The sequence below is a fragment of the Parafrankia discariae genome (assembly GCF_000373365.1).
Classification (GTDB): Bacteria; Actinomycetota; Actinomycetes; order Frankiales; family Frankiaceae; genus Parafrankia; species Parafrankia discariae.
The window spans coordinates 141,791-162,835 of record NZ_KB891219.1 but is presented as its reverse complement, the minus strand read 5'-3'; the positions used below and the strand labels follow the sequence as shown (position 1 = coordinate 162,835).

Genomic DNA, 21,045 nt, shown 5'->3' with positions numbered 1-21,045 from the left:
CCGACCGATGGTAAAGAATCTGCCTCCGGCCGAGGGGTGCACGCTCAGCCGGCGCGGAGTGCTCGCGGCGGCCGGCGCCGTCGGCATCACGGCCGGCGTCGCCTCCGTGCTGCCGGTCCGCATGGCCTTCGCCGACACTCCCGGCCGGACCGTGGTCGTGATCTCGTTGCGCGGCGGAATGGACGGCCTGAACGCGCTGGTGCCGGGCGCGGACCCGAACTACGCGGGCCTGCGCGCCGACATCGCCATCCCGACCGGCCAGCTCATCCCGCTGGATCGGACCTTCGGTCTGCATCCCGCCTACGCGTCGCTGAAGCCGCTGCTGGACGCCGGAAAAGTGGCGGCGGTTCCCGCCGCGGGGCTGCTCGACAACTCACGCAGCCACTTTCAGGACACGTTCGACGTCGAGATCGGCGGAGCCGGTCAGAACACCGGTTACCTCGCCCGTCTGCTGAGCGTCCTGAGTCCGGGTTCGGCGTTCCGCGGGATCCAGGAGGGCGGCTCGCTGCCGACCTCCTACCTCGGCTCCACCGAGGCGCTGACCCTCAGCGGCATCGACAACTTCAAGGCGAACGGCTGGGGCCAGGGCGCCGAGGAGGCCGCGACGGCCACCGCGCTCGGCACGCTCTTCGCCGGGCCGGACGCGGGCCGTCCCTTCGCCCGCGGCGTCGCGACGACCCTGGCCGCGCTCGCCGAGGGCAAGCAGATCGCGGCCAAGCCCTACACCCCGACCAGCGGCGTCACCTACCCGGACGAGGGCCTGGGCCGGGCGTTGCGGGACGTCGCCCGTCTGATCAGGTCCGGGGCCGGGCTGCGGGTCGCGGCGATCGAGACCGGGGGCTACGACACCCATGTCGGCCAGGGCGGGGTGACCGGCACCCTGGCGACGTTGCAGAAGCGGCAGGGTGACTCGATCGCGGCGTTCTTCGCCGACCTCGGCCCGCAGGCCGCCGACGTCACCCTGGTCACCATCCAGGAGTTCGGCCGGCGCGCGGACACCAACGGCAACGGCGGGACCGACCACGGCGGTGGCGGCGTCATGTTCGTCATCGGCGGCGGCGCGGTCGGCGGGGTGCACGGCAAGTGGACGGGGCTGGCGCCCGACCAGCTCGACGACGGCGCGGTGCCGGTCCTGAACGACTACCGCAACGTCCTGGGCGACGTGATCCGCTGGCTCGGGATGTCCCCGGAGCAGCTCGGGACGGTCTTCCCCGGGCTGACTCACGCCCCGGTCGGGGTCACCTCGGCCTGACGCGGTGGTTGGGGCTCCGGTGGGCACCGGAGCCCGGTGCCGGCCGGAGCCCGCGGTACCGGCCCGAGGCCTCAGCGCTGGCCGGGAACTTCAGCGCTGGCCGGGAACTTCAGCGCTGGCCGGGACCCCGCACCAGGTCCGCGTACTCGGGATGCCGATCTATGTAGGCCTTGATGAACGGGCATCGGGGTACGACCGCCAGGCCCTGGGCGCGCGCCGCGTCGAGCGCCCCGGCGGCCAACGCGGAGCCCACGCCGGTGCCCTCGTAGGCCGGATCGACCTCGGTGTGGGTGAAGATGATCCGCGAGCTCGACCGCGCGTACTCGGCGAACCCCGCGACCTCCCCGGTCGGGGTCCTGGCCTCGAACCGTCCGGCCGGGGGGTTGTCGGCGACTTTGACATCCATGGCGTCATCCTTGCCGGTCCACGCGGATCAGGCGAGGTCGAGGATCTCCTCGACCGGCCGGCGTGGGGTGGCCGCCAGCGGCGGCTGGCCCGGGTCGGGGCGGCCCAGCCGCAGCAGCATCTGGATGTGCCCCAGGCCCCCGGTCGCCGAGCGCATCAGCTCGCGGATGGCGGACACGTCCAGCACCTGCCCCAGTGGCGAGGCGGCGAGCCCGCGCGCCGTCGCCGTCAGCAGCACCCGGCCCGTCGCGCCGCCGGCGAGCAGCCGGTCGGTGGGCCGGTCCGAGTCGGTGCCGATGGCGACGACGGTCGGCCGCTCCACCGCCGACCCGGCCGGGTCCGGACCGGGCTCGAGGCCGCCGACCACGTCGAAGTCCCGCAGGACGAACTCGGACTGCCGCGTCGCCGCGCCGCCGACGACGGCCTCGCGGGGGATGCCGTCGCGGGCCTGCGGCGAGGTGCGGCTCCAGTGCCGCAGCTCCTCGGCGTAGGCGGGGTCGTGGGCCTCCTGCCAGTCCGCGCGGGAGAGCAGGACCGACGTCTCGACCCGGGCGTCCGCGCTCTCGACGAACCGCACCCAGGCCGACTCCGCCTCGGCGGCGCGACGCAGCGCGGCGAGGTCGTCGGCGCCGAGCCGCCCCCGCTCGCCCGCCAGGAACGGACGGCGGTCGGTGTGCCGGTCGGCCATCGCCGCCGCCAGCTCCGCCTCCGCCGGCGCGGCCGGGCGGCGGTCCGCGACGGCGATCGTGGCCAGCGGGACGTCCGCGGACGGCGGGGCGCCGTCGTCGAGCGGGCCGAGGGCCACGACGGGGAGCAAGCCGCGCGAGCGCGCGGCGAGCCGGGCGAAGGTCAGGGCGGCCCCGCAGCTGACCAGGAGCTGGCGCCCCTCCGGGTCGGCGACGTGCAGCAGCCGCCCGGGATCGGCGAACAGGTGCAGACCCTCGGCGTCGAAACGCCACCGCCAGGGCTGGGTGTTGTGGATCGACGGCGCGAGCGCGGCCTGCGCCACGATCGCGCGGGCGTCGTCCTCCGTCAGGCGTACCGCGGTGTCGACCATGATCTCTCCCGTCTGTCTGCTCCGAGCATCCTTATTCCCGCCCGGGCGCCGACTGCCCCGGCCCCCGCGGGACGCGTGTCTCGTCGCGGTCCGCCCTCGTTCGGTGACCGGAAAAGCCGGCACCGCGGCTATTGTTGCCGGAATGGACGTCGCGGGGACGAACACGGCACGGGCACACCCGGCACGAGCACACCCGGCACGGGGCCACACGGTACGTGTCTTCCTCCTCGACGACCACGAGATCGTCCGCCGCGGGGTCCGCGAGGTGCTCAGTGACGCCGGCGGCATCGAGGTCGTGGGCGAGGCGTCGACCGGGGCCGAGGCGGCCGTCCTCGTCCCCCGCCTGCGCCCGGACGTCGCGCTCCTCGACGCCCGGCTGGAGGACGGCAGCGGCATCGACGTCTGCCGGGACATCCGCGCGGCCCGCCCGGAGATCGGATGTCTGATCCTCACCTCCTACGACGACGATGACGCCCTCTTCGCCGCGATCATGGCGGGGGCGGCGGGGTACCTGCTCAAGCAGATCCGGGGCACCGACCTGGTGGGCGCGATCCGGACCATCGCGGCCGGCGGCTCCCTGCTCGACCCGGCCGTGACCGCCAAGGTCCTCGACCGGCTCCGGGAGGGAACCGACATGGGCCGGGCCTCGGCGGTGCTGGGGAACCGGGAGCGGGAGATCCTCGTCCTGATCACCGAGGGCCTGACCAACCGACAGATCGCCGGCCGGCTCCAGCTCTCCGAGAAGACCGTGAAGAACTACGTCTCGTCGATCCTCGACAAGCTCGGCCTGAGCAGCCGCACGCAGGCGGCCGTGTACGCCACGCGCCACCACGCCTGACCGCGGTGCCTGATGACGACCGCGGTGCCTGAGGGCGGTGTCTGAGGACGGTGCCTGACCGCGGCGGTCAGGCGATGCAGCGCTCGGCCGCGTGGAACACCTCGGCGACCGGCACGGTCGTCTGGATCACCCTGGCGGTCGGCCACGGTTCCGCCCACGAACTCATCGCGCGGTGTACCGCCGACGTGGCGCCGGCCGGGTCGCTGGCCGAGTCGCGGCGGGTCAGCCGGGCGGCCGCGACCTCCGGTGAGGTGACACAGCGCAGCTCGAGGAACTCCGCGGCCGTCTCGCGGGCCAGCCGGGCAGCCGCCGCGCGGTGGCGGCCGTCCGACCAGGAGGCGTCGATGATCACCGTCTCGCCGCGTTCCAGGGCTCGGTGGGCGCGGGCCAGCAGCACCGTGTAGGTCCGCGCGGTGATCTCCGAGGACAACGGCCAGACGAAGGACGCGCCGAGGTCCGCGGGCACGGCGGGCCGGTCCGGGATGACCGGCCCGCCCCCGGGGCCGTTCGGATCGGCGTGGCCGTCGGCGGCGAGCTCGGCCCGCACGGCGTCGGAGCGCAGCAGCAGGCGGCCGTCGGCCGCGTCGGCGAGCCGGCGGGCCAGCGTGGACTTCCCGGTGCCGGGCAGTCCGCCGACCAGGACCAGCCGTACCCGGGCCCGGCGCAGGTGCCGGTAGGCGATGTCGGCGAGCCGGCGGGCCTGTTCACCGGCCTCGGCGCCCGGGCCCGGCCCGGCGTCCGCGCCCGACTCGGCCAGGATCCGCCGGTACCGCAGGCAGGTCGCCCCGGCCTCGACGCAGGCCCGGTAGGCGAGGTAGAAGTGTTCCAGCGAGGGCGGATGGGCCGGCGTCGTGTACTCGCGGTACCAGCGCAGCAGACGCTCGGCGTCCTCGGGTGAGCCGAGCTGTTCGAGGTCCATCGCCAGGACGGCGATGTCGCCCAGGACGTCCCCGGCCCGCAGCCACGGGTCGGACTCGACCCGGTCCAGGATGCGCGGCCCGTCGTCGAGGCAGTGGATGTTGTCGGCCCGCAGGTCACCATGACCGTCGCGGATCCGCCCGGCCCGCCGGCGCTCGGCCAGCAGCGGGCCGCGGCCGGCCAGGTACCGCTGCGCCAGCCGCCCGATCTCGTCGACGACGTCGGCGTCGATGACCTTCCCCTGAAAGGGCTCGAGACCGCTGAACGCGTCCTTCCACCGCTCCGTGACGGCCTCGGCGTCACCGCGACGGCCGATCATCTCGGACGTCCCGCACCGCTCGTGGAACGCGGCGACCGCCCGCGCGACGGCGCGGAGGTGGTCGTCGACGTGGTCCGCGCGGCGCACGAGCGTGGCGAGCCGGCGGCCGGGGGGCAGGCGGCGCAGGACGACGGCATGGTCACACACCGCGCCGTCGGCGCCGAGGACGTCGGCGACCCCCAGGTACACGTCGGGCGCGAGCCGCCGGTTCAGCTCCACCTCGGCGCGGCAGGCGGCCAGCCGGGCCGCCCGGCTCCGGGCGTCGAGGGGCTCCGGATCGACGGGTTTCCGCCGTTTGTAGACGCGATCACCATGCAGGCAGAGGACCGCGCTCGCCGTCTCGACGACCCGCGTCCCGCCGGTGGGGCGGGACCACAGAGCGGCCGGGACGGGCGGTGTGGTCTTCTGGTCAGCCGGCATGGCACCTCCCGCGCGCCGGACACCGCCGCCCCGCCGTCGGGTTCCGATCGCCGCTGTCCTGTCGATGGTCCGTCTCGTCCGGAACCATCGTGCCGCGCCCGACCCGCCGGCTGGTCCCGCCGAGGGCACCGGTCGACAGGCCCTTCGCACCCCCCGCGATGGTCCTCGGACCCGTCGGCGACAGCCCGGACGGCCGGTGCTGGACGTCCTCGCCGCGCCCGCGGCGGGGGGCTGGCGGGGCTACGGCAGCGGAACCGCCCAGCGCAGCCGGGTGCCACCGGAGGGACCGGGGGTGATGTCGAAGGTGCCGCCGAGCTCCTCGGCCCGGCTGCGCAGATTGCGCAGGCCGCTGCGCCGGCCGGTGTCGCTCAGCCCGACCCCGTCATCGGTGACCTCGGCGCACAGCCAGCCCTGGCCGACGGTGACCGACAGCTCCACCCGGCTGGCCTGGGCGTGGCGCGCCACGTTCGACAGGCTCTCCCGCGCGACGGCGAGGAGGTGGTCGGTGACGTTCCCCTCCACCGCGGTGTCGAGCGGGCCGTCCACCCGCAGACGCGGGCTGAAGCCGAGCGCCTCGGCGATCTCCTCGACGATCTCGCCGAGGCGGGCCCGCACGCCCGGCCCGCCGGTGCTGCGCCGCCCGCGCAGCTCGAAGACCGTCGAACGGATCTCCCGGATGGTCGCGTCGAGGTCGTCGACGTAGGTGGTGAGCCGGCCGGCGGACTGCGGGCGGTCCTCGGCGGCCGCCATCCCCTGCAGGCCCAGCGCGACGGCGTAGAGCCGTTGCATGACGTGGTCGTGCAGGTCGCGCGCGATCCGGTCGCGGTCCTCCAGGACGAGCAGCCGGTCACGGGTCGCCCGGGAGGCGGCCAGGCCGAGGGCGACCTGGACGTGCCCCGCGAACGTCGCCGCCATGTCGAGGTCGCCGTCGGCGAACGGCCGGCCCGAGCGCCCGCGGGCCAGCATCACCGCGCCGGTCCGGACCTGGGCCCCGACCAGGGGGATGACCATCAGCGGACCGATGTCGAGGTCACCGAAGCCGGTGCCGCCCGGCTCGGCCGCGGCGTCGTCGACCAGCAGGGGCCGCCCGGCCGCGACCGCCCGGCCGACGAGGGTTCCGGCCGGCGGCGCCGACTCGCCCACGAGGTGATCGGCCCGTAGGCCGTCGGCCGCGTCGACGAGCAGTTCCCCGCTCGCCCCGTCGGCGAGCAGGACGCACGCCAGGTCGGCGTCGGCGACCTCGCGGGCCCGCCCGACGATCAGCGCGAGGGGATCCGGCCCGTCCGCCAGCAGGTGGCGCATGATGTCCGCGGACGCCTGGAGCCACTGCTGGCGGCGCTGCGCCGCGCCGAACAGCCGAGCGTTCTCGATCGCCACGCCGGCGCTCGCGGCGAGGGCCAGGACGAGCTCCTCGTCCTGCGCGGTGAAGCGGCGCCCGCCGCGCTTCTCGGTCAGGTAGAGGTTCCCGAACACCTCGCTGCGCACCTTGATCGGGACACCGAGGAACGTGCGCATCGGCGGATGGCCGGGCGGGAAGCCGACCGCGTGCCCGTGCGCGGCGATGTCGTCGAGGCGGACGGGCCGGGGCTCGGCGGTCAGCAGCCCCAGCACCCCCTCGCCGCGGGGCAGGTGGCCGATCCGACCCACCAGGTCGGCGTCCATTCCGACGTGGATGAACTGTTCGAGCCGGCCGTCGCGGGCGATCACGCCGAGCGCGCCGTAGCGGGCGTCGACCAGCTCGCAGGCGGCCTCCGCGATCCGCCGGAGGACGATCTCCAGGCTCAGGTCGGAGGCGACCGCGCGGTGCGCCCGCAGCAGGCCGCGCAGTCGGCCCTGGGTGGTCATCACCTCGTGCGCGCGCTCGACGAGCTGCGCCATCAGCTCGTCCAGCTCGAGGCGACCCGGACGCTCGGCCCCGAACTCGTCGAACTCGTCCGGGACATCCATGATCTTGAGGCTCCCGGTGGTCTCCTCGGCGTCCCGAGCCGTGAGGATCTCCTGGATCTCGCGTATTTCCCGGATCTGCTGAATTTCGTGGATCTCCCGGATCTCGTCGATTCCGGCGCCGGTGCCGGCACCGCCGGCGGCACCAGCGGCACCGGTGGCGGCGCCGGAATCACCACCGAGGCGGTGATCGCCGCCGACGCCCTCGGGCCACGGGTCCATGGTCTAAAGACGCTATCGAACATCAGCGCACCGCCCGCCCCGACCGATCACCCCCGAGACGGCCGAGCGGACCGGGCGCGGACGTCCCGTCCCAGGTGGGGGCGCTGTCGACCGGGCCACGACCGGTCACGGAAACGGATACCGAACAGGCTCATCGCGTGGGGCCTTTCGGCACCCCCGGTGGCGGTCGGGCCGAACTGTCGGAGGTCGCGCCTCCCGTGCTCACCGCGGTGGGTCGACGGCGACCCCATACCCACACGAGCCGATCACCCACACGACGAACGCCTCCCGCGGGCTGGTGCACGCCGCCGCCACCGCCGAGCAGCTCGGCTGGGTCGCACTGTCGTGCGGGCTCCCGCTCGCCGTGTTCGGCCACTGACGATGCCGGATGTACCGCGGCCGGAGTCGACCGATACCCGAGGTGGTCCGACGGGCCCGGAGGAAGGCCTCGAGCGCACGTGCAGCGACCTCTTGCATCAGTTTCTGCATCCGTCCTCTTGCAACTGCACGTACGGACCTCGATGATCTGTTCTCAGCCTGAAGTACCGGGAACCGAGCCAGACGGTCCGTGGAGGCAGTTTTGACCCTTGATCAGCCCGTCGTTCGCCGCGGACAGGCCGCCGTTCCCGGGGCAGCCGCCACAGCCGAAGGACGACCGGCGGCGAGGGCCCGACATGTGCGTCACCGGCGGGGCCGGCACGGTGCGCGCCGGTAGCCGGCCTTGTATCCGTCGCGTTCCCTCTGCCTCCCGGTCGACCTTCATCTGATCATCGTCATGGATGACACGGTGCTCCTCACCACCCGCGACGCACGAGCCGGGCGGGCGGCCATGACGGCCCGCGACGCCATGCCCCGGCAGCCGCGGCCACCCGCGGACTCAGCCCGCCCGGAGCCGCCGGCGCCGGTGTGGCGGCTGCCCGGCGGGCCGCTACGGCTGGGCGAACCCGCGCGGGAGACGGCTGTGCGCCTGGCCGCGGAGATCGCCGGCCTCCGGGCCGACGAGGCGGAGCTGACGCTCGCCCACGCCGCGCACCACCGGCTCGCCGGCGAGGAGCGGGTGTCCCTCTACTTCACCGCGCGCCACTGGGACGAGGCCGTCGGCCAGCCGGCGGGCGGGCCCGCGGGCGAACCCGGCGAGGAGGTGCCGGAGGCGGCCCGGACCTGCTGGCGCCCACTGGCCGGACTCCAGGCGGACCTGGACCCGCTCGACCGCACCGCCCTCGCCCACTGGCGGCACGGCGAGCGGTACTCCGAACCCGGGTGGCATCCCGTCCGCCCGCCGACACCCGGGGGGCTCTCGCCTCTCGACGCGCTGCGGGCCCGCTGACACCCACGCGACCCGCCGGTACTCCGCCCTCCGCCGACACCCGCGCCATCCACTGACACCCGCGCCGTCCGCTGCGGCCGTCGCACGCCGCGGCGGCGGCCTGCGGCACCCCGACGCGCCCAGCGTCCCCACCACCCCCGACAGCCACACACTATTTGGATTCGAGTGGATACGAAGAGTCATATTCCTGGCAGACTTGCCCGTTAGTAGCCCCCCGCATGGTTGGCCGGCCGACGAAATCGTTACGGTCGATCCCGCATATGCGGCCCGGAGTACTGGGCAAGCGTAAAGAATCGGCTCGACGGCGACGGGCCGCGCGAAGTGCGGATTCGTCCGCAATCAACGAGGGGGGGTTGGCTCTTGGCCGGCCGCGACATCGACTATGACCGTCCGACGCTCATCGGATGCGGTCGCTGCGATGTGCGTTGGACGGCGCTGACCGCGGCGCACTGCCCGACCTGCCACGAGACCTTCGTCGGCTACGCCGGCTTCGACGCGCACCGCGACAGCGGGCGATGCCTCGCCCCCGGTGAGGCCGGCCTGCGCTCGGACGGCGGCTACTGGCGCAGGGAGGACGAACGGTCCCCGGGCCGGCTGGTCACGATTCCGCGCCAGGTCACGACCGACACGGTCGCCCGTCCCGCGTGATCCCTCAGGCAGGTACCGGCGACACCGGTGGCGGCCGCCACCGGGGCGGCGTTCGGCGTTCGACGCCGGGCCTTCGGGCGTCGAACGCCGAACGCCGGCCGGGTTTCCTGCCGATCCCTGCCCACAAGAGGTGATTCCCCACCGGTTGCGCAGGACGATCAGTCATAGGCCGTGGATTCGGCGCAGGTTAGGCTCGGCACCGCATTACGTGCCGCCCGCGGTTCGACAGAAGAATCACGCAGCGTGGAACCGGGGTGGCCCGAGCCCGCGCGTCGGGAACGGGTGGGCCGGTCAGGACCCGAAGCCTGGCAGGAGAAGCTGATCCTCCACCGGGGCCCGGCCGGCCGCCGCTGTGGACACGGCTGTAACGGCACGTGTCGGAGTACGGCGGACGGCCGGCGCGGCCGCACCGGCGAGACCGTGGCGACCGGCCAGGTCCCGAACCTGAGCGGAGATCCGCTCGGTGTAGGCGCGCCGCGCGTAGGAGCCCCCGCCGTAGAGGGATCGGTACAGCGGAAGGAGTTCGGGATGGTGCTCCCCGAGCCAGCCGAGGTACCACTCCCGCGCCCCGGGCCGCAGATGCAGCACGATCGGCGTCACGCTGGCCGCGCCCGCCGCGGCGATGCCGCGCACGGCGCGCTCCAGCGCCGCCGGCGAGTCACTCAGGCCGGGAAGCACGGGCGCCATCAGCACCCCGCACTCGATGCCGGCGGCGCCGAGCGCCGCGCAGACCTCCAGCCGGCGTCGCGGGCGGGGCGCACCCGGCTCGACCGCGCGCCACAGGTCGTCGTCGACGAAACCGACCGAGACCGCGGTGCGGACCTCGGTGACGGCGGCCGCCTCGGCCAGCAGGTCGAGGTCCCGCAGGATGAGCGTGCCCTTGGTGAGGATCGAGAACGGGTTCGCCGCGTCACGCAGAGCGTCGAGCACCCCCCGCATGAGCTGGTAGCGCCCCTCCACCCGCTGATAGGGGTCGACGTTCGTGCCCAGCGCCACGGACTCGCCGCGCCACCCGGGCGCGGCCAGCTCGGCCCGCAGCCGCTCGGCCACGTTGACCTTGACGACGATCCTGGAATCGAAGTCGAGGCCGGTGTCGAGGTCGAGGTAGGAGTGGCTGTTGCGGGCGAAGCAGTACCGGCAGGCGTGTGAGCAGCCCCGGTAGGGATTGACCGTCCATCGGAACGGGACGCGCGACGCCGCCGGGACCCGGTTGAGCGCGGACCGCGCGTGGATCTCGTAGAAGGTCATTCCGGCGAAGCCCGGGGTGTCGAACGTCCGGGTCACCGAGGCGCGGTCGAGCAGCCCGCGCCTCGGGGCGTCCGCCGGCTCGACGAGGCTCAGATTCTCCCACCGCACCCCACCATTAGAACACACGTTCGACATTCGTGGGGCCGGCGGTGGGCGGGACCGGGCCGCGCGGGCGGCTCAGCCGGGCGCCGGGGCGACGTTGTTCTCCGCCGTCCGCCGGGCCGCCCGCACCAGGGCCGCGCGCAGGGAGTCGGGGGCCAGCACCCGGACATGCGGGCCGAGCGCCCAGAGCTGGCTCTCGGCGACCTCGGGGCCCTCGAACCAGACCTCCAGCTCCCGCCAGCCGTCGGCGTCGGGCTCGCCGGCCGTGGTCAGTGCCCGCTGGCCGGCCGGCGGCCCGAGCACCGCGGGCAGGCTCCGCAGGCCCCGCGGGGACAGCGACAGCCGCGCCGGCCAGCGCAGCAACGAACGCGCGAAGTCCTCGTTCGACGACGCCCACCACCGCGCCAGGTGGAAGTCTGCCGGCCGGACGAAGCGGCCCGCCGGCCCGGCCAGGACCACGGCCTCGACGATCCGGCCGATCCGGTAGCTGCGCACGGCGGACCCGCAACGGGCCACGAGATACCAGACACCGGCTTTGAGGACCAGGCCCAGCGGCTCCAGACAACGCTCCACCGTCCGGTCGGGCCGCCCATAGCGGACGGTGACCCGCTGCCCGGACCAGACCGCTCCCGCGACGACCGCCAGGTGCGGCACGGGTTCCGCGGAACCGAACCAGCCGGGCGCGTCGAGGTGGAAGCGTTCCCGGACCCGGCCCGCCCGCGCCCGGAGCTCCGGGGGCAGCGTCGCGAGGATCTTGGTCTGGGCGGCCGCGGCGACCGCCTCGAGGCCGAGACCGCCGAGCACGTCCCCGCCGGCCCCGGCGAGCAGCAGCGCGGAGGCCTCGTCGCCGGTCAGCCCGTCCAGGTTCGTCCGCCAGCCCTCGACGAGGCGGATCCCGCCACGCGGACCAGGCTCGGACCACAGTGGAACACCCGCCTCGGCGAGCGCGGCCACGTCCCGGCGCACCGTACGGACGGACACCTCGAACCGGGCGGCGAGCTCCCCCGCCGTGGCCCGGCCATGCGCCTGCAGATGGAGCAGCAGAGCCATCAGCCGGCTGGAACGCATCAACCGAAGGTAACCGCGGACCCGGACAGAAGATGTCAGGGTCCGCGGTGACGATGGGCCCATGACGACGAACACGAACACGACACCAGGCACGAGCAGGGACACGGACACGGACACGGCGAAGGAACGGCCGGCGCACCCGGCGGCCCCGGCGGGGGTGAGCTGGGGCGAGGTCGAGGCCGCCGAGCCCGAGTTCGCGCGGGCGGTGCGGGCGCGGTTCGCGGCCTTCCGCCATCACGTGCTGGCGACGCTGCGGGCCGACGGCTCACCCCGGGTGAGCGGGCTCGAGGCCGAGTTCCGGCTGGGTGAGCTGTGGCTGGGCGGGATGCCGGGCGCGCGCAAGTCCGACGACCTGCTCCGTGACCAGCGCTTCGCGTTGCACGCGAACCCGGGCCCCGGAACGGACATGCACGGCGGGGACGCCCGGATCGCCGGCCAGGCCGGATGGGTGGACGACCCGGACACCCGCCGGCGCTTCGTCGAGGAGGTCCACCCGCCGACCCCGTTCGACCTGTTCCGCGTCCGGATCACCGAGGTCGTCCGCGTCTGGATGGATGACGAGGAGATGGTCGTCGAGACCTGGCGGCCCGACGGCCGCGGCCTGCGGGTGCTACGCCGGGGCAACGACACCCCGGTCCGCGAGCAGTCCGGCCCGTGAGCAGGGGCGGCGCCGCGGCGCACCACGGGTGGCCGGCAGCCCGGCGGCGTACTCCTTGACCCTGGAGACGGGGCGCTCGTAACGTCCGAGAAGTCCCACTGAGCGAGCGCTAGAAAAGCATCGTGCCGGCGGCCGGTGAGGGAGTCCCATGGAGAACGCAGTCATCGTCGACGTCGTGCGCACCGCCTCAGGGCGAGGCAAGCCGGGCGGCGCGCTGTCCGAGACCCACCCCGTGGAGCTCCTCGCCACGACGCTGAAGGCGCTGACCAGTCGGAACGACTTCGACCCGGCGCTCATCGACGACGTCATCGCCGGGTGCGTCGGCCAGGCCGGCGAGCAGTCCGCGAACATCGGCCGCAGCGCGGTGCTCTCCGCCGGCTACCCCGAGTCGGTGCCGGCGACCACGGTCGACCGGCAGTGCGGCTCCAGCCAGCAGGCCCTGCACTTCGCCGCGCAGGGTGTGATGGCCGGCGCCTACGACGTCGTGGTGGCCTGCGGCGTCGAGTCGATGAGCCGGGTCCCGATGCGCTTCGCCGCGGTGGGGAAGGACCCGCGTGGGCCGGGCATGGTCGCCCGTTACCCCGAGGGCCTGGCCAACCAGGGCATCGGCGCCGAGCTGATCGCCGCCCGCTGGAAGCTGACCCGCGAGGAGCTCGACGAGTTCTCCGCGCTGTCGCACCAGCGGGCCGCGGCGACAGCCGAGGCCGGCGGCTTCGACAACGAGATCGTCCCCGTCGAGGCGCTCGCGCCGGACGGCAGCACGTTCACGCACACCGTGGACCAGACCGTCCGGCCGGGCACCACGGCCGAGGGCCTCGCGGGCCTCAAGCCGTCCTTCTACACCGAGCAGTTCGCGCAGCGGTTCCCGGAGATCGGCTGGCACATCACCCCGGGCAACTCCTCCCCGCTGACCGACGGCGCGTCCGCCGCTCTGATCATGAGCGAGTCGAAGGCCGTCGAGCTCGGGCTGCGCCCGCGGGCCCGTTTCCACGCCTTCGCCCTCGCCGGCAGCGAGCCGCTGATCATGTTGACCGGCCCGGCCCCGGCCACCCGCAAGATCCTCGCCCGGTCCGGCCTGCGGATCGACGACATCGACGCCTACGAGGTCAACGAGGCGTTCGCGTCCGTTCCGCTGTTCTGGGCGAAGGAGTTCGACGCCGACCCGGCCAGGCTGAACCCGCGTGGCGGCGCGATCTCGCTGGGCCACCCACTGGGCGGCTCCGGCGTGCGCCTGATGGCGACGATGGTCAACTACCTGGAGGCCACCGGCGGGCGCTACGGCCTGCAGACCATGTGTGAGGGTGGCGGCATGGCCAACGCCACCATCATCGAACGCCTCTGACGGCGCCGTTCCGCGGCGCCGTCCCTCGGCAGGCGTTCCCGCCGGCGAATCCGCATGTTCGCAGGCGTCTCTGTTCTCAGTCATCCCTGGAGGAAGCGTGACCGGTCCGCTGAGCGGATTGCGGGTCGTCGAGCTCGCCGGCATCGGCCCCGGCCCGCACGGCGCGATGATCCTCGCCGACCTCGGCGCGGACGTCGTACGGATCCAACGGCCGGAGCTGGGTGACGGACCCGCGGATCTGCAGTTGCGCGGCCGGCGCATCGTGCAGGTGGATCTTCGCTCCGCCGAGGGACGCGAGCAGGTGCTGGGTCTGGTCGAACGGGCCGACGTGCTCATCGAGGGCTACCGGCCGGGCGTGGCCGAGCGGCTCGGCCTCGGCCCGGCGGACTGCCAGGCCCGTAACCCCCGCCTGGTCTACGCGCGGATGACCGGGTGGGGGCAGACCGGCCCGCTGGCCGAGCGCGCCGGTCACGACATCAACTACATCTCGCTGACCGGCGCGCTGCACGCCATGGGCGAGGCCGGGCAGCGCCCGCCGCTGCCGTTGAACCTCGTCGGCGACTACGGCGGCGGTTCGATGTTCCTGCTGGTGGGAATCCTCTCGGCGCTGCTGGAACGGGAGCGGTCCGGTGCCGGTCAGGTGATCGACGCCGCGATCGTGGACGGCACCAACGTCCTGGTGCAGATGATGTGGGCCTGGCGTGGCATGGGCGACTGGCACGGGTTCGGGGACTGGTCCGACGAGCGCGGGGTGAACCTGCTCGACGGCAGCCGGCCGTTCTACGACACCTACATCTGCGCCGACGGCCGCTTCGTGGCCGTCGGGCCGCTGGAGCCGCAGTTCTACGCCCGACTGCTGGAGGTGCTCGGTCTCGCCGACGCGGACCTGCCCGGCCAGTTCGACCCGACCGGGTGGCCGGTGCTGCGGGAGGCCTTCACCACGGCCTTCGCCGCCCGCACCCGCGACGAGTGGGCGGAGATCTTCGCGGACACCGACGCCTGCGTCACGCCGGTGCTGAGCTTCGCCGAGGTGGCGGACCACCCGCACATGGCCGCCCGCGGCGCCGTCGTGCACACCGACGGGACGGCCCAGGCCGCACCCGCGCCCCGCTTCTCCCGCAGCACCACCTCGTTGCCGGGCCGCGCGGTGGTCGGCGATCCGGCTGCCATCCTGGACGAATGGGCGAAGTCACCGTCAGCGGTCTGAACCGGGCCGGGGCGCCCGTGGACTGGCGCAGTTACGACCCGCCGGACCTGCACCCCATCCTCGCCGGCGCGCTCGCCGCCTTCTACGAGCACGGCTACCACGGGACGACGGTGCGTGACATCGCCCGCCGGGCCGGAGTGACCGTCCCCGCGCTGTACTACCACTACGCGAACAAGCAGGGCATCCTCGTCGCGCTGCTCGAGATCACCGTCGTCGAGGTCAACGAGCGGGCCGGCGCCGCCGTCACCGAGGCCGACGACGGGCCGGTGCCCAGGTTCGCCCGGCTCATCGAGGCGGTCGTCCTGTTCATGTCGAACCGGTTCGCCCTCGCCTATCTGGACACCGAGCTGCGCTATCTGGAGCCGGTGAACCGCCGCCGGTACGCGACGCTGCGCAAGAAACTCGAGAACCTGCTCCTGGAGATCCTCGCGGACGGGAAGACGACCGGTCAGATGACGGTCGACAGCCCCCGGGACACCGCCCGCGCGCTGCTGGGGATGTGCCAGGCCATCGCCGGCTGGTACAACCCGGCCGGCGAGCTGTCCCCCGCGCAGATCGCCGCCCGCTACGTCGACATCGCGCTGCGGACCGTGGGCGCGGTACCGCGCTGACCGGGGCCGACGTCGCGCTGCTGCTCGGGGCGGGTGTCCTCGCCGGGATCACCAGCACGGTGGCGGGCCTGGCGTCGCTCGTCTCCTATCCGGCGCTGCTCGCGGTGGGACTGGAGCCGCAGGACGCGAACATGACGAACTCGGCCGCGCTCATCTGCGTCGCGCTGGGCGCGGCCGCGGGTTCCCGTCCCGAGCTCGCCGGGCAGACGCGGCGGATCGCCCGGTACGGCGCGGCGACGCTGGCCGGTGGGGCGACCGGGGCGGTCCTGCTGCTGACCACCCCCGCCCGGGCCTTCGAACTCGTCGTCCCGTGGTTGATCCTCGGCGCGGCCGGACTCCTCCTGCTCTCGCCGCGCATCATGAGCACGGCCGGCGGCAGTGCCGGCACGGCCAGGGACGGCGGAGCCCGCGCGGCCAGGGATGACGAAGCCGGCGGACCGGCCCGGGGTGAGCGCCCGGCGATGCTGCTCGCCGTGTTCGGCGTCGCGATCTACACCGGGTACTTCGGCGCGGGCGCGGGCGTCGCACTGTTGGCGATCATGGTGATCGCGATCCCGGAGTCACTCGCCCGGGTGAACGCTGTGAAGAACGTCGCGTCGGGCTTCTCGAACGTGGTCGCCGCCGTGATCTTCGCCGCGCTCGGGTCGATCGCGTGGGGAGCGGCCGTGCCACTGGCCGCCGGGCTGCTGGTCGGTGGGGCGGTCGGGCCCCGGATCGTCCGGCTCCTGCCGGCGCCGCTGATGCGCTGGATCGTCGCCGCGGCCGCGACCGGACTCGCCGTCTCCCTGGCCCTCGACGCCTACACCTGAACGGGCACAGACCGGACACGCGCCCCGGCTCTCCTCGAACCCGCCCGTCACATGAATGCACGATGGAACGGCCGTGGGTGACGTCAACCAGGATATGAGGATTAGAGCGGACGCGACCGGGTATTCGGCAGCGCAACGGACAACCAGCCCCGCCGAAGAAGGAGCCCCCGATGGCAACCCGGGTCCGCACCCGTGCCTACAGCAGCGTGAGCCTCGGATTTCTCGTCTACCTGGCCATCGGCCTCATCATCACCATCAGCCAGGACTACTGGGATGTGACCGACTGGGACGGCGCGACGCTGCGTCATTTCTTCACCGCGGCGGTGGCGACGCTCGCCTGGCCGCTGTCCATCTTCTACTCTTTCGGCCTTACTCCGCGGTGATTGCGGGAGTCCGGACGGGTCGCGCCCGTCCGCGGCTCCGCCGACGTCCGGCCCAGGGCGGTGGGAGGTCCGCGGGGTCACGCCGAGCAGGGTGGTGACCCCGCGGGCATCGCCGCCGCACCCGACCGCCGCTCCCGCGGCCACCCGACCGGAATCCGGTCCGGTGGCCGGGAGAGACCTCAGGTGGAACAGAACCTCAGGTGAACGGGCCGATCCCGGCGAGCGGGTCGACGGCGAGCGGGCTGTCGATGACCGGGTGAAACGCCGTGACGCGCAACGCGGTCCACTCCCCCACGGTGAACCCGCCGGCCTCGGTGAACCCGGCGACCTCGAGCGCCTCGTCCCCGTCAGGCGGGATGACGGACAGGCCGGCGGCTGCCGCCCCGGCCGACCGGGCCGCCACGAGACCCGCGCTGGTCCCGGTGAGGCCCGCGGTGGCCCGACCGCCAGGCCGGAGAGTCACTGACCGACCGCGTGAACCGTCGGCCACCGCCGGCTCCCCCACCGCCGCGCCGGCCGCGTCCACCTGGAAGACCGCCGGATACCCGGCGAGCGCGCACGCCCCGACTCCCTGGTTCACCAGCACGAGTTCCCCGTGCAGCTGGCCCGCGCCACCCTGCGCGGCGGTCAGCTCCGCGAACAGATCCGTCGACGAGCAGGCCTCGAGCCGCCCGGCGGCGCCTGGCACGGCGTCGGCGGACACGGCGTCGGACGGGCGGGCGGTGGCCACGGCCCGGGCGGGAACACCGAGCCCGCTGGCGAGACCGACCGCGAGCCCGGTGACGAGCACACCGACCACGGTGGACGACCTGGCGGTACGAAAGCCCCGGTCCGACGCGGAGCATTCCTTTTCCGGACCGCATTCCGGCACCATGACGAATCTGGCTGTCTCCCCGACGGGGTCGGATTCGAATCCGACCCCGTCGGGGAATCCGCCGGTCGCGGCGACGGATTGCGCTGCCACGGGAAATTCGCTGGTCCGGGCCGGGAGAACCGCCCCGGACCGCCGGAGGGAGATCCCCGGCCGACACATCGTCAACCGGCCGTGGGTGGATGAAGAAAGACGCATGACGCCCTCCCGGATCCCCCGATCTGTGGGCTCCGCACCGGCATGCCGCGCGTGCCGATCACTTTCCCCGTTCCGGGCCGCGCCACACCCGTCCGGCGGCGATCCCGGCCACGCCGCGCCAGGACAGATCCGTCCGGACCGGGCTTCGCGGCCCCCCGGACGTCCGACCGGAAACCCCCGGAGGTCCAACCGGCGCCCCCGGACGTCCGACCGGTCGCGGCCCGCGGCAACCGCCGCCGGCCCCGCCCACGCACGCTCTGCGCGCCGTACCACGGCGTAGCCCCCTGGACCGACGTACATCCCACAGGCCATGGTGAAACGGTCCGCTTCCGGCGCGCGTTGAACCAGCGCGACGGGGGTAGGCAGGTCCGCAGGGCGGCCACCGAGGACGGGCGGCCGCCCCACCCGACGGAAGGGATCATGAAAAGCTCCGAAGAAGCCGGATGTAGTTCCGGCCGACCCACGCGTAGGGAAGCGCCCGCGGGGGTCGATCGGTGACAGAGGCGCTCCTCCTGCTCCTCAGCTTGGCGCTAGTCATCATCTGCGGCATCTTCGTCGCGGCCGAGTTCGCGTTCGTGACGGTGGACCGGCCCACGGTCGAACGTTCCGCGGCGGACGGCGACAGTCGCTCGGCAGGCGTACTCACCGCACTGCGAAGCCTGTCCACTCAGCTCTCCGGCGCGCAGCTGGGCATCACCATCACCAACCTGGCGATCGGATTCCTCGCCGAGCCCGCCATCGCCGATCTCCTTGAGGGCCCCGTCACGGGTCTCGGCGCCTCCGCGGGCCTGGCACGTGGCCTCTCCGTGGCCCTGGCGCTGGTACTCGCGACCGCGTTCACGATGCTGTACGGCGAACTCGTCCCCAAGAACCTGGCCATCGCCAGGCCGCTGGGGACGGCGCGCGCCGTCCAGCGCCCGCAGCGGCTGTTCACCCGGGCGACCGGGCCGGTGATCCACTCACTGAACAACACCGCGAACGCGCTGCTGCGGCGGGTCAACGTCGAGCCGCAGGAGGAACTGGCGTCGGCGCGTTCGCCGCAGGAGCTGTTCTCGCTGCTCGGCCGGTCGGCCGAGCACGGAACGCTGCCGCGGGAGACAGCGACGATCATGCAGCGCTCGCTGACCTTCGGCGACCGGGTCGCCGAGGACGTGATGACCCCCCGGATGCGCATGCAGTCGATCGACGCGGACGCTCCCGTCGCCGAGGTGATCAGCGCGGTCCGGCGGACCGGGCACGCCCGCTTCCCCGTCATCGGCGACGGCAGTGACGACGTCGTCGGACTGATCCACGTCAAGCACGCGGTGAGCGTGCCGGAGGAGCGGCGCGACACGGTACAGGTGCGCGCCGTGATGATCCCCGCGGCGACCGTGCCCTCCTCGATGCCCCTCGAGCCGCTGCTGGAGACGCTGCGCTCGGGCGGCCTGCAGATGGCGATCGTCGTCGACGAGTTCGGCGGGGTCGACGGCCTGGTGACGGCGGAGGACCTCATCGAGGAGATCGTCGGTGACGTCGTCGACGAGCACGACCGGGTCAGCCCCCGGGCACTGCGCCGCCGGGACGGCAGCTGGCTCGTCTCCGGGCTGCTGCGCCCCGAGGAGGCCAGCGAGGTCACCGGCCTGCCGATCCCGGCCGACGACGCCTACCAGACGCTGGGCGGCCTGATGTCGCGCACCCTCGGGCGCATCCCCGGCACCGGCGACACGATCATCCTGGACGGCCTGCGCTACGAGGTCGAGCGGATGGACGGCCGCCGCGTCGACCGCATCCGGCTCGACCCGCGCGGCGACACCGCGACGGACCCGGCACGGGCCGACATCGCGGAGCAACCCTCCACGCGGCCGCCGGACATGACCCCGCCGGCCCCGGCGTCATCGGACACAACGCCGTCGAGCACGGCCCCGGCAGGCACGACCCCGGCGGGCACGGCGCCGTCGGACACAGCACCCGCGGGAACGACATCGCCGGACACAGCACCACCGGCGGACACAGCACCACCGGCGGGCGCGAAGCCGCCGGGCGCCGGGTCCGGACGGGCCCGCGGCCGGGACCGCGTCGACGACGCGGGCCGGCGCGGGCCGGCGTCGTCCGTCTCCGCCGGGGTCAGGGAGGCCGAGCGATGAACGACGTCGTGGCACTGGCCGTCACCGTGCTGCTGCTCGCCGGCAACGCCTTCTTCGTCGGGGCCGAGTTCGCGATCATCTCGGCCCGCCGGGACACCATCGAGCCGATGGCGCTGGCCGGTTCCCGGGCGGCGAAGGTGACCCTGAAGGCGATGGAGAACGTGTCGCTGATGCTGGCCGGGGCCCAGCTCGGGATCACGGTCTGCACGCTGGGTCTGGGCGCGCTGAGCGAGCCGGCCATCGCGCACCTGCTGGAGGGGCCGTTCGAGGCCGTGGGCCTGCCGCTGTCGCTGCGCCACCCGGTGGCGTTCGCGATCGCGCTCACCGCCGTCACCTACCTGCACGTGGTGATCGGCGAGATGGTCCCGAAGAACATCGCGCTGGCCATGCCGGACCGGGCGGTCCTGTTGATGGCCCCGCCGCTGGTCGCGGTCGTCCGGGTGGTGAAGCCGGTGATCTCGATCCTCAACCGGATCGCGAACCTGTCCCTGCGGGCGGCGCGGGTCGAGCCCAAGGACGAGGTCACCAACGTCTACACCCGCGACGAGGTGGCCGGGCTCATCGAGGAGTCACACCGCGAGGGCCTGCTGGCGGAGGACGAGCACGACCTGCTGACCGGCGCGCTGTCGTTCGACGAGCGCACCGCGCGCAGCGTCCTGCTCCGCCCGGACAGCCTGGTCACCGTGCCGCCGTCCATCACCCCCCGCGAGGTCGAGCGGCTCGCCGCCGACACGGGCTTCACCCGGTTCCCGGTCCGCGGGGACGACGGTGACCTCGTCGGCTACCTGCACCTCAAGGACGTCCTGGAGAACCGCGAGGACCGGCGCTCGGCGCCGGTGGCGGCCAAGTGGATCCGGCCGCTGGTCCGGGTCGGGGCGGATGACAGCCTGCGCACGGCGCTGGCCACCATGCAGCACTCGGGATCGCACCTGGCCCGGCTCTCCGACGGTGAGGGCCGGATCCTCGGCCTGGTGGCCCTGGAGGACATCCTCGAGGAGCTGGTGGGCGAGATCCGCGACGAGGCGACCCGCCAGCGCGTCTGAGACCGGCGCTGGGCCGGCCTGGCGCCCGGCCC

19 protein-coding genes are annotated in these 21,045 nt (G+C 73.8%); 12 read left to right on the top strand and 7 right to left on the bottom strand.

The features are described 5' to 3' along the window. Positions 1 to 7: 7 nt before the first annotated feature. Positions 8 to 1,252, top strand: coding sequence for a DUF1501 domain-containing protein (locus tag B056_RS0117795; protein WP_026239815.1), 1,245 nt, complete (start codon positions 8 to 10; stop codon positions 1,250 to 1,252). Between the two features lie 109 nt (positions 1,253 to 1,361). On the opposite strand, the gene B056_RS0117790 is transcribed toward B056_RS0117795, so the two are convergent. Both B056_RS0117790 and B056_RS0117785 read right to left on the bottom strand, forming a co-directional pair. Then, on the bottom strand, positions 1,362 to 1,658 hold the full coding sequence (locus B056_RS0117790) for a GNAT family N-acetyltransferase (RefSeq protein ID WP_018503217.1): 297 nt from the start codon (positions 1,656 to 1,658) through the stop codon (positions 1,362 to 1,364). Positions 1,659 to 1,685: 27 nt separating this feature from the next. Beyond that, positions 1,686 to 2,714, bottom strand: coding sequence for an Acg family FMN-binding oxidoreductase (locus B056_RS0117785; RefSeq protein WP_018503216.1), 1,029 nt, complete (start codon positions 2,712 to 2,714; stop codon positions 1,686 to 1,688). Between the two features lie 142 nt (positions 2,715 to 2,856). On the opposite strand from B056_RS0117785, the gene B056_RS0117780 reads away from it, so the two are divergent. Continuing rightward, positions 2,857 to 3,552: a response regulator gene (locus tag B056_RS0117780; RefSeq protein WP_018503215.1), complete on the top strand. Its 696-nt coding sequence runs from the start codon at positions 2,857 to 2,859 to the stop codon at positions 3,550 to 3,552. Between the two features lie 67 nt (positions 3,553 to 3,619). Here the strand turns inward: B056_RS0117780 and B056_RS0117775 are convergent, their stop codons facing one another. Next, positions 3,620 to 5,209, bottom strand: a complete 1,590-nt coding sequence (locus B056_RS0117775) for a bifunctional aminoglycoside phosphotransferase/ATP-binding protein (protein WP_018503214.1) — start codon at positions 5,207 to 5,209, stop codon at positions 3,620 to 3,622. 240 nt (positions 5,210 to 5,449) lie between these two features. Further along, on the bottom strand, positions 5,450 to 7,156 hold the full coding sequence (locus B056_RS0117770; RefSeq protein ID WP_154677109.1) for a sensor histidine kinase: 1,707 nt from the start codon (positions 7,154 to 7,156) through the stop codon (positions 5,450 to 5,452). A gap of 994 nt (positions 7,157 to 8,150) precedes the next feature. Here B056_RS0117770 and B056_RS0117760 point away from each other — a divergent pair. Beyond that, positions 8,151 to 8,702, top strand: coding sequence for an NUDIX hydrolase (locus tag B056_RS0117760; RefSeq protein WP_020572562.1), 552 nt, complete (start codon positions 8,151 to 8,153; stop codon positions 8,700 to 8,702). 321 nt (positions 8,703 to 9,023) lie between these two features. Beyond that, positions 9,024 to 9,350 carry an FDXHR family putative zinc-binding protein gene (locus B056_RS0117755; protein ID WP_456095368.1) on the top strand — a complete coding sequence of 109 codons (327 nt, stop codon included), beginning with the start codon at positions 9,024 to 9,026 and terminating at the stop codon, positions 9,348 to 9,350. A gap of 291 nt (positions 9,351 to 9,641) precedes the next feature. On the opposite strand, the gene B056_RS0117750 is transcribed toward B056_RS0117755, so the two are convergent. Both B056_RS0117750 and B056_RS0117745 read right to left on the bottom strand, forming a co-directional pair. After that, complete coding sequence (locus tag B056_RS0117750; protein ID WP_018503210.1) at positions 9,642 to 10,706, bottom strand: Rv2578c family radical SAM protein; 1,065 nt, start codon at positions 10,704 to 10,706, stop codon at positions 9,642 to 9,644. 69 nt (positions 10,707 to 10,775) lie between these two features. After that, positions 10,776 to 11,768 carry a helix-turn-helix transcriptional regulator gene (locus B056_RS0117745; RefSeq protein WP_018503209.1) on the bottom strand — a complete coding sequence of 331 codons (993 nt, stop codon included), beginning with the start codon at positions 11,766 to 11,768 and terminating at the stop codon, positions 10,776 to 10,778. Positions 11,769 to 11,829: 61 nt separating this feature from the next. On the opposite strand from B056_RS0117745, the gene B056_RS0117740 reads away from it, so the two are divergent. The 6 genes from B056_RS0117740 to B056_RS0117715 all read left to right on the top strand — a co-directional run bounded on the left by B056_RS0117740 (position 11,830) and on the right by B056_RS0117715 (position 16,778). Next, positions 11,830 to 12,426, top strand: coding sequence for a pyridoxamine 5'-phosphate oxidase family protein (locus B056_RS0117740; protein WP_018503208.1), 597 nt, complete (start codon positions 11,830 to 11,832; stop codon positions 12,424 to 12,426). Between the two features lie 148 nt (positions 12,427 to 12,574). Beyond that, on the top strand, positions 12,575 to 13,768 hold the full coding sequence (locus B056_RS0117735) for a thiolase family protein (RefSeq protein ID WP_018503207.1): 1,194 nt from the start codon (positions 12,575 to 12,577) through the stop codon (positions 13,766 to 13,768). Between the two features lie 97 nt (positions 13,769 to 13,865). Continuing rightward, positions 13,866 to 14,975, top strand: a complete 1,110-nt coding sequence (locus tag B056_RS0117730) for a CaiB/BaiF CoA transferase family protein (protein ID WP_018503206.1) — start codon at positions 13,866 to 13,868, stop codon at positions 14,973 to 14,975. Next, positions 14,948 to 15,586 (top strand): TetR/AcrR family transcriptional regulator, encoded by a 639-nt coding sequence (locus tag B056_RS0117725; RefSeq protein ID WP_018503205.1) that lies wholly within the window; start codon positions 14,948 to 14,950, stop codon positions 15,584 to 15,586. Before B056_RS0117730 ends, B056_RS0117725 begins: the two co-directional genes overlap by 28 nt. After that, positions 15,493 to 16,395, top strand: coding sequence for a sulfite exporter TauE/SafE family protein (locus tag B056_RS0117720; protein ID WP_407672388.1), 903 nt, complete (start codon positions 15,493 to 15,495; stop codon positions 16,393 to 16,395). Before B056_RS0117725 ends, B056_RS0117720 begins: the two co-directional genes overlap by 94 nt. A gap of 170 nt (positions 16,396 to 16,565) precedes the next feature. After that, a complete protein-coding gene (locus B056_RS0117715; protein WP_020572560.1) occupies positions 16,566 to 16,778 on the top strand; it encodes a hypothetical protein in 213 nt (70 codons plus the stop codon). A gap of 196 nt (positions 16,779 to 16,974) precedes the next feature. On the opposite strand, the gene B056_RS37005 is transcribed toward B056_RS0117715, so the two are convergent. Then, positions 16,975 to 17,568, bottom strand: coding sequence for a DUF4232 domain-containing protein (locus B056_RS37005; RefSeq protein ID WP_230203048.1), 594 nt, complete (start codon positions 17,566 to 17,568; stop codon positions 16,975 to 16,977). Between the two features lie 773 nt (positions 17,569 to 18,341). Here B056_RS37005 and B056_RS0117705 point away from each other — a divergent pair. Next, entirely contained in the window at positions 18,342 to 19,970 is a 1,629-nt protein-coding gene (locus B056_RS0117705) for a CNNM domain-containing protein (protein WP_018503201.1), read from the top strand. Continuing rightward, positions 19,967 to 21,013 (top strand): hemolysin family protein, encoded by a 1,047-nt coding sequence (locus tag B056_RS0117700; RefSeq protein WP_018503200.1) that lies wholly within the window; start codon positions 19,967 to 19,969, stop codon positions 21,011 to 21,013. Before B056_RS0117705 ends, B056_RS0117700 begins: the two co-directional genes overlap by 4 nt. Positions 21,014 to 21,045 lie beyond the last annotated feature (32 nt).

What these genes read in the sequence shown, in the direction of transcription:
- B056_RS0117775 (WP_018503214.1), bottom strand. Translation starts at nt 5,209, where the DNA reads ATGCCGGCTGACCAGAAGACCACACCGCCCGTCCCGGCCGCTCTGTGG.
- B056_RS0117790 (WP_018503217.1), bottom strand. Translation starts at nt 1,658, where the DNA reads ATGGATGTCAAAGTCGCCGACAACCCCCCGGCCGGACGGTTCGAGGCC.
- B056_RS0117770 (WP_154677109.1), bottom strand. Translation starts at nt 7,156, where the DNA reads ATGGATGTCCCGGACGAGTTCGACGAGTTCGGGGCCGAGCGTCCGGGT.
- B056_RS0117725 (WP_018503205.1), top strand. Translation starts at nt 14,948, where the DNA reads ATGGGCGAAGTCACCGTCAGCGGTCTGAACCGGGCCGGGGCGCCCGTG.
- B056_RS0117715 (WP_020572560.1), top strand. Translation starts at nt 16,566, where the DNA reads ATGGCAACCCGGGTCCGCACCCGTGCCTACAGCAGCGTGAGCCTCGGA.
- B056_RS0117785 (WP_018503216.1), bottom strand. Translation starts at nt 2,714, where the DNA reads ATGGTCGACACCGCGGTACGCCTGACGGAGGACGACGCCCGCGCGATC.
- B056_RS0117780 (WP_018503215.1), top strand. Translation starts at nt 2,857, where the DNA reads ATGGACGTCGCGGGGACGAACACGGCACGGGCACACCCGGCACGAGCA.
- B056_RS0117700 (WP_018503200.1), top strand. Translation starts at nt 19,967, where the DNA reads ATGAACGACGTCGTGGCACTGGCCGTCACCGTGCTGCTGCTCGCCGGC.
- B056_RS0117745 (WP_018503209.1), bottom strand. Translation starts at nt 11,768, where the DNA reads ATGCGTTCCAGCCGGCTGATGGCTCTGCTGCTCCATCTGCAGGCGCAT.
- B056_RS0117735 (WP_018503207.1), top strand. Translation starts at nt 12,575, where the DNA reads ATGGAGAACGCAGTCATCGTCGACGTCGTGCGCACCGCCTCAGGGCGA.
- B056_RS0117760 (WP_020572562.1), top strand. Translation starts at nt 8,151, where the DNA reads ATGGATGACACGGTGCTCCTCACCACCCGCGACGCACGAGCCGGGCGG.
- B056_RS0117740 (WP_018503208.1), top strand. Translation starts at nt 11,830, where the DNA reads ATGACGACGAACACGAACACGACACCAGGCACGAGCAGGGACACGGAC.
- B056_RS0117795 (WP_026239815.1), top strand. Translation starts at nt 8, where the DNA reads ATGGTAAAGAATCTGCCTCCGGCCGAGGGGTGCACGCTCAGCCGGCGC.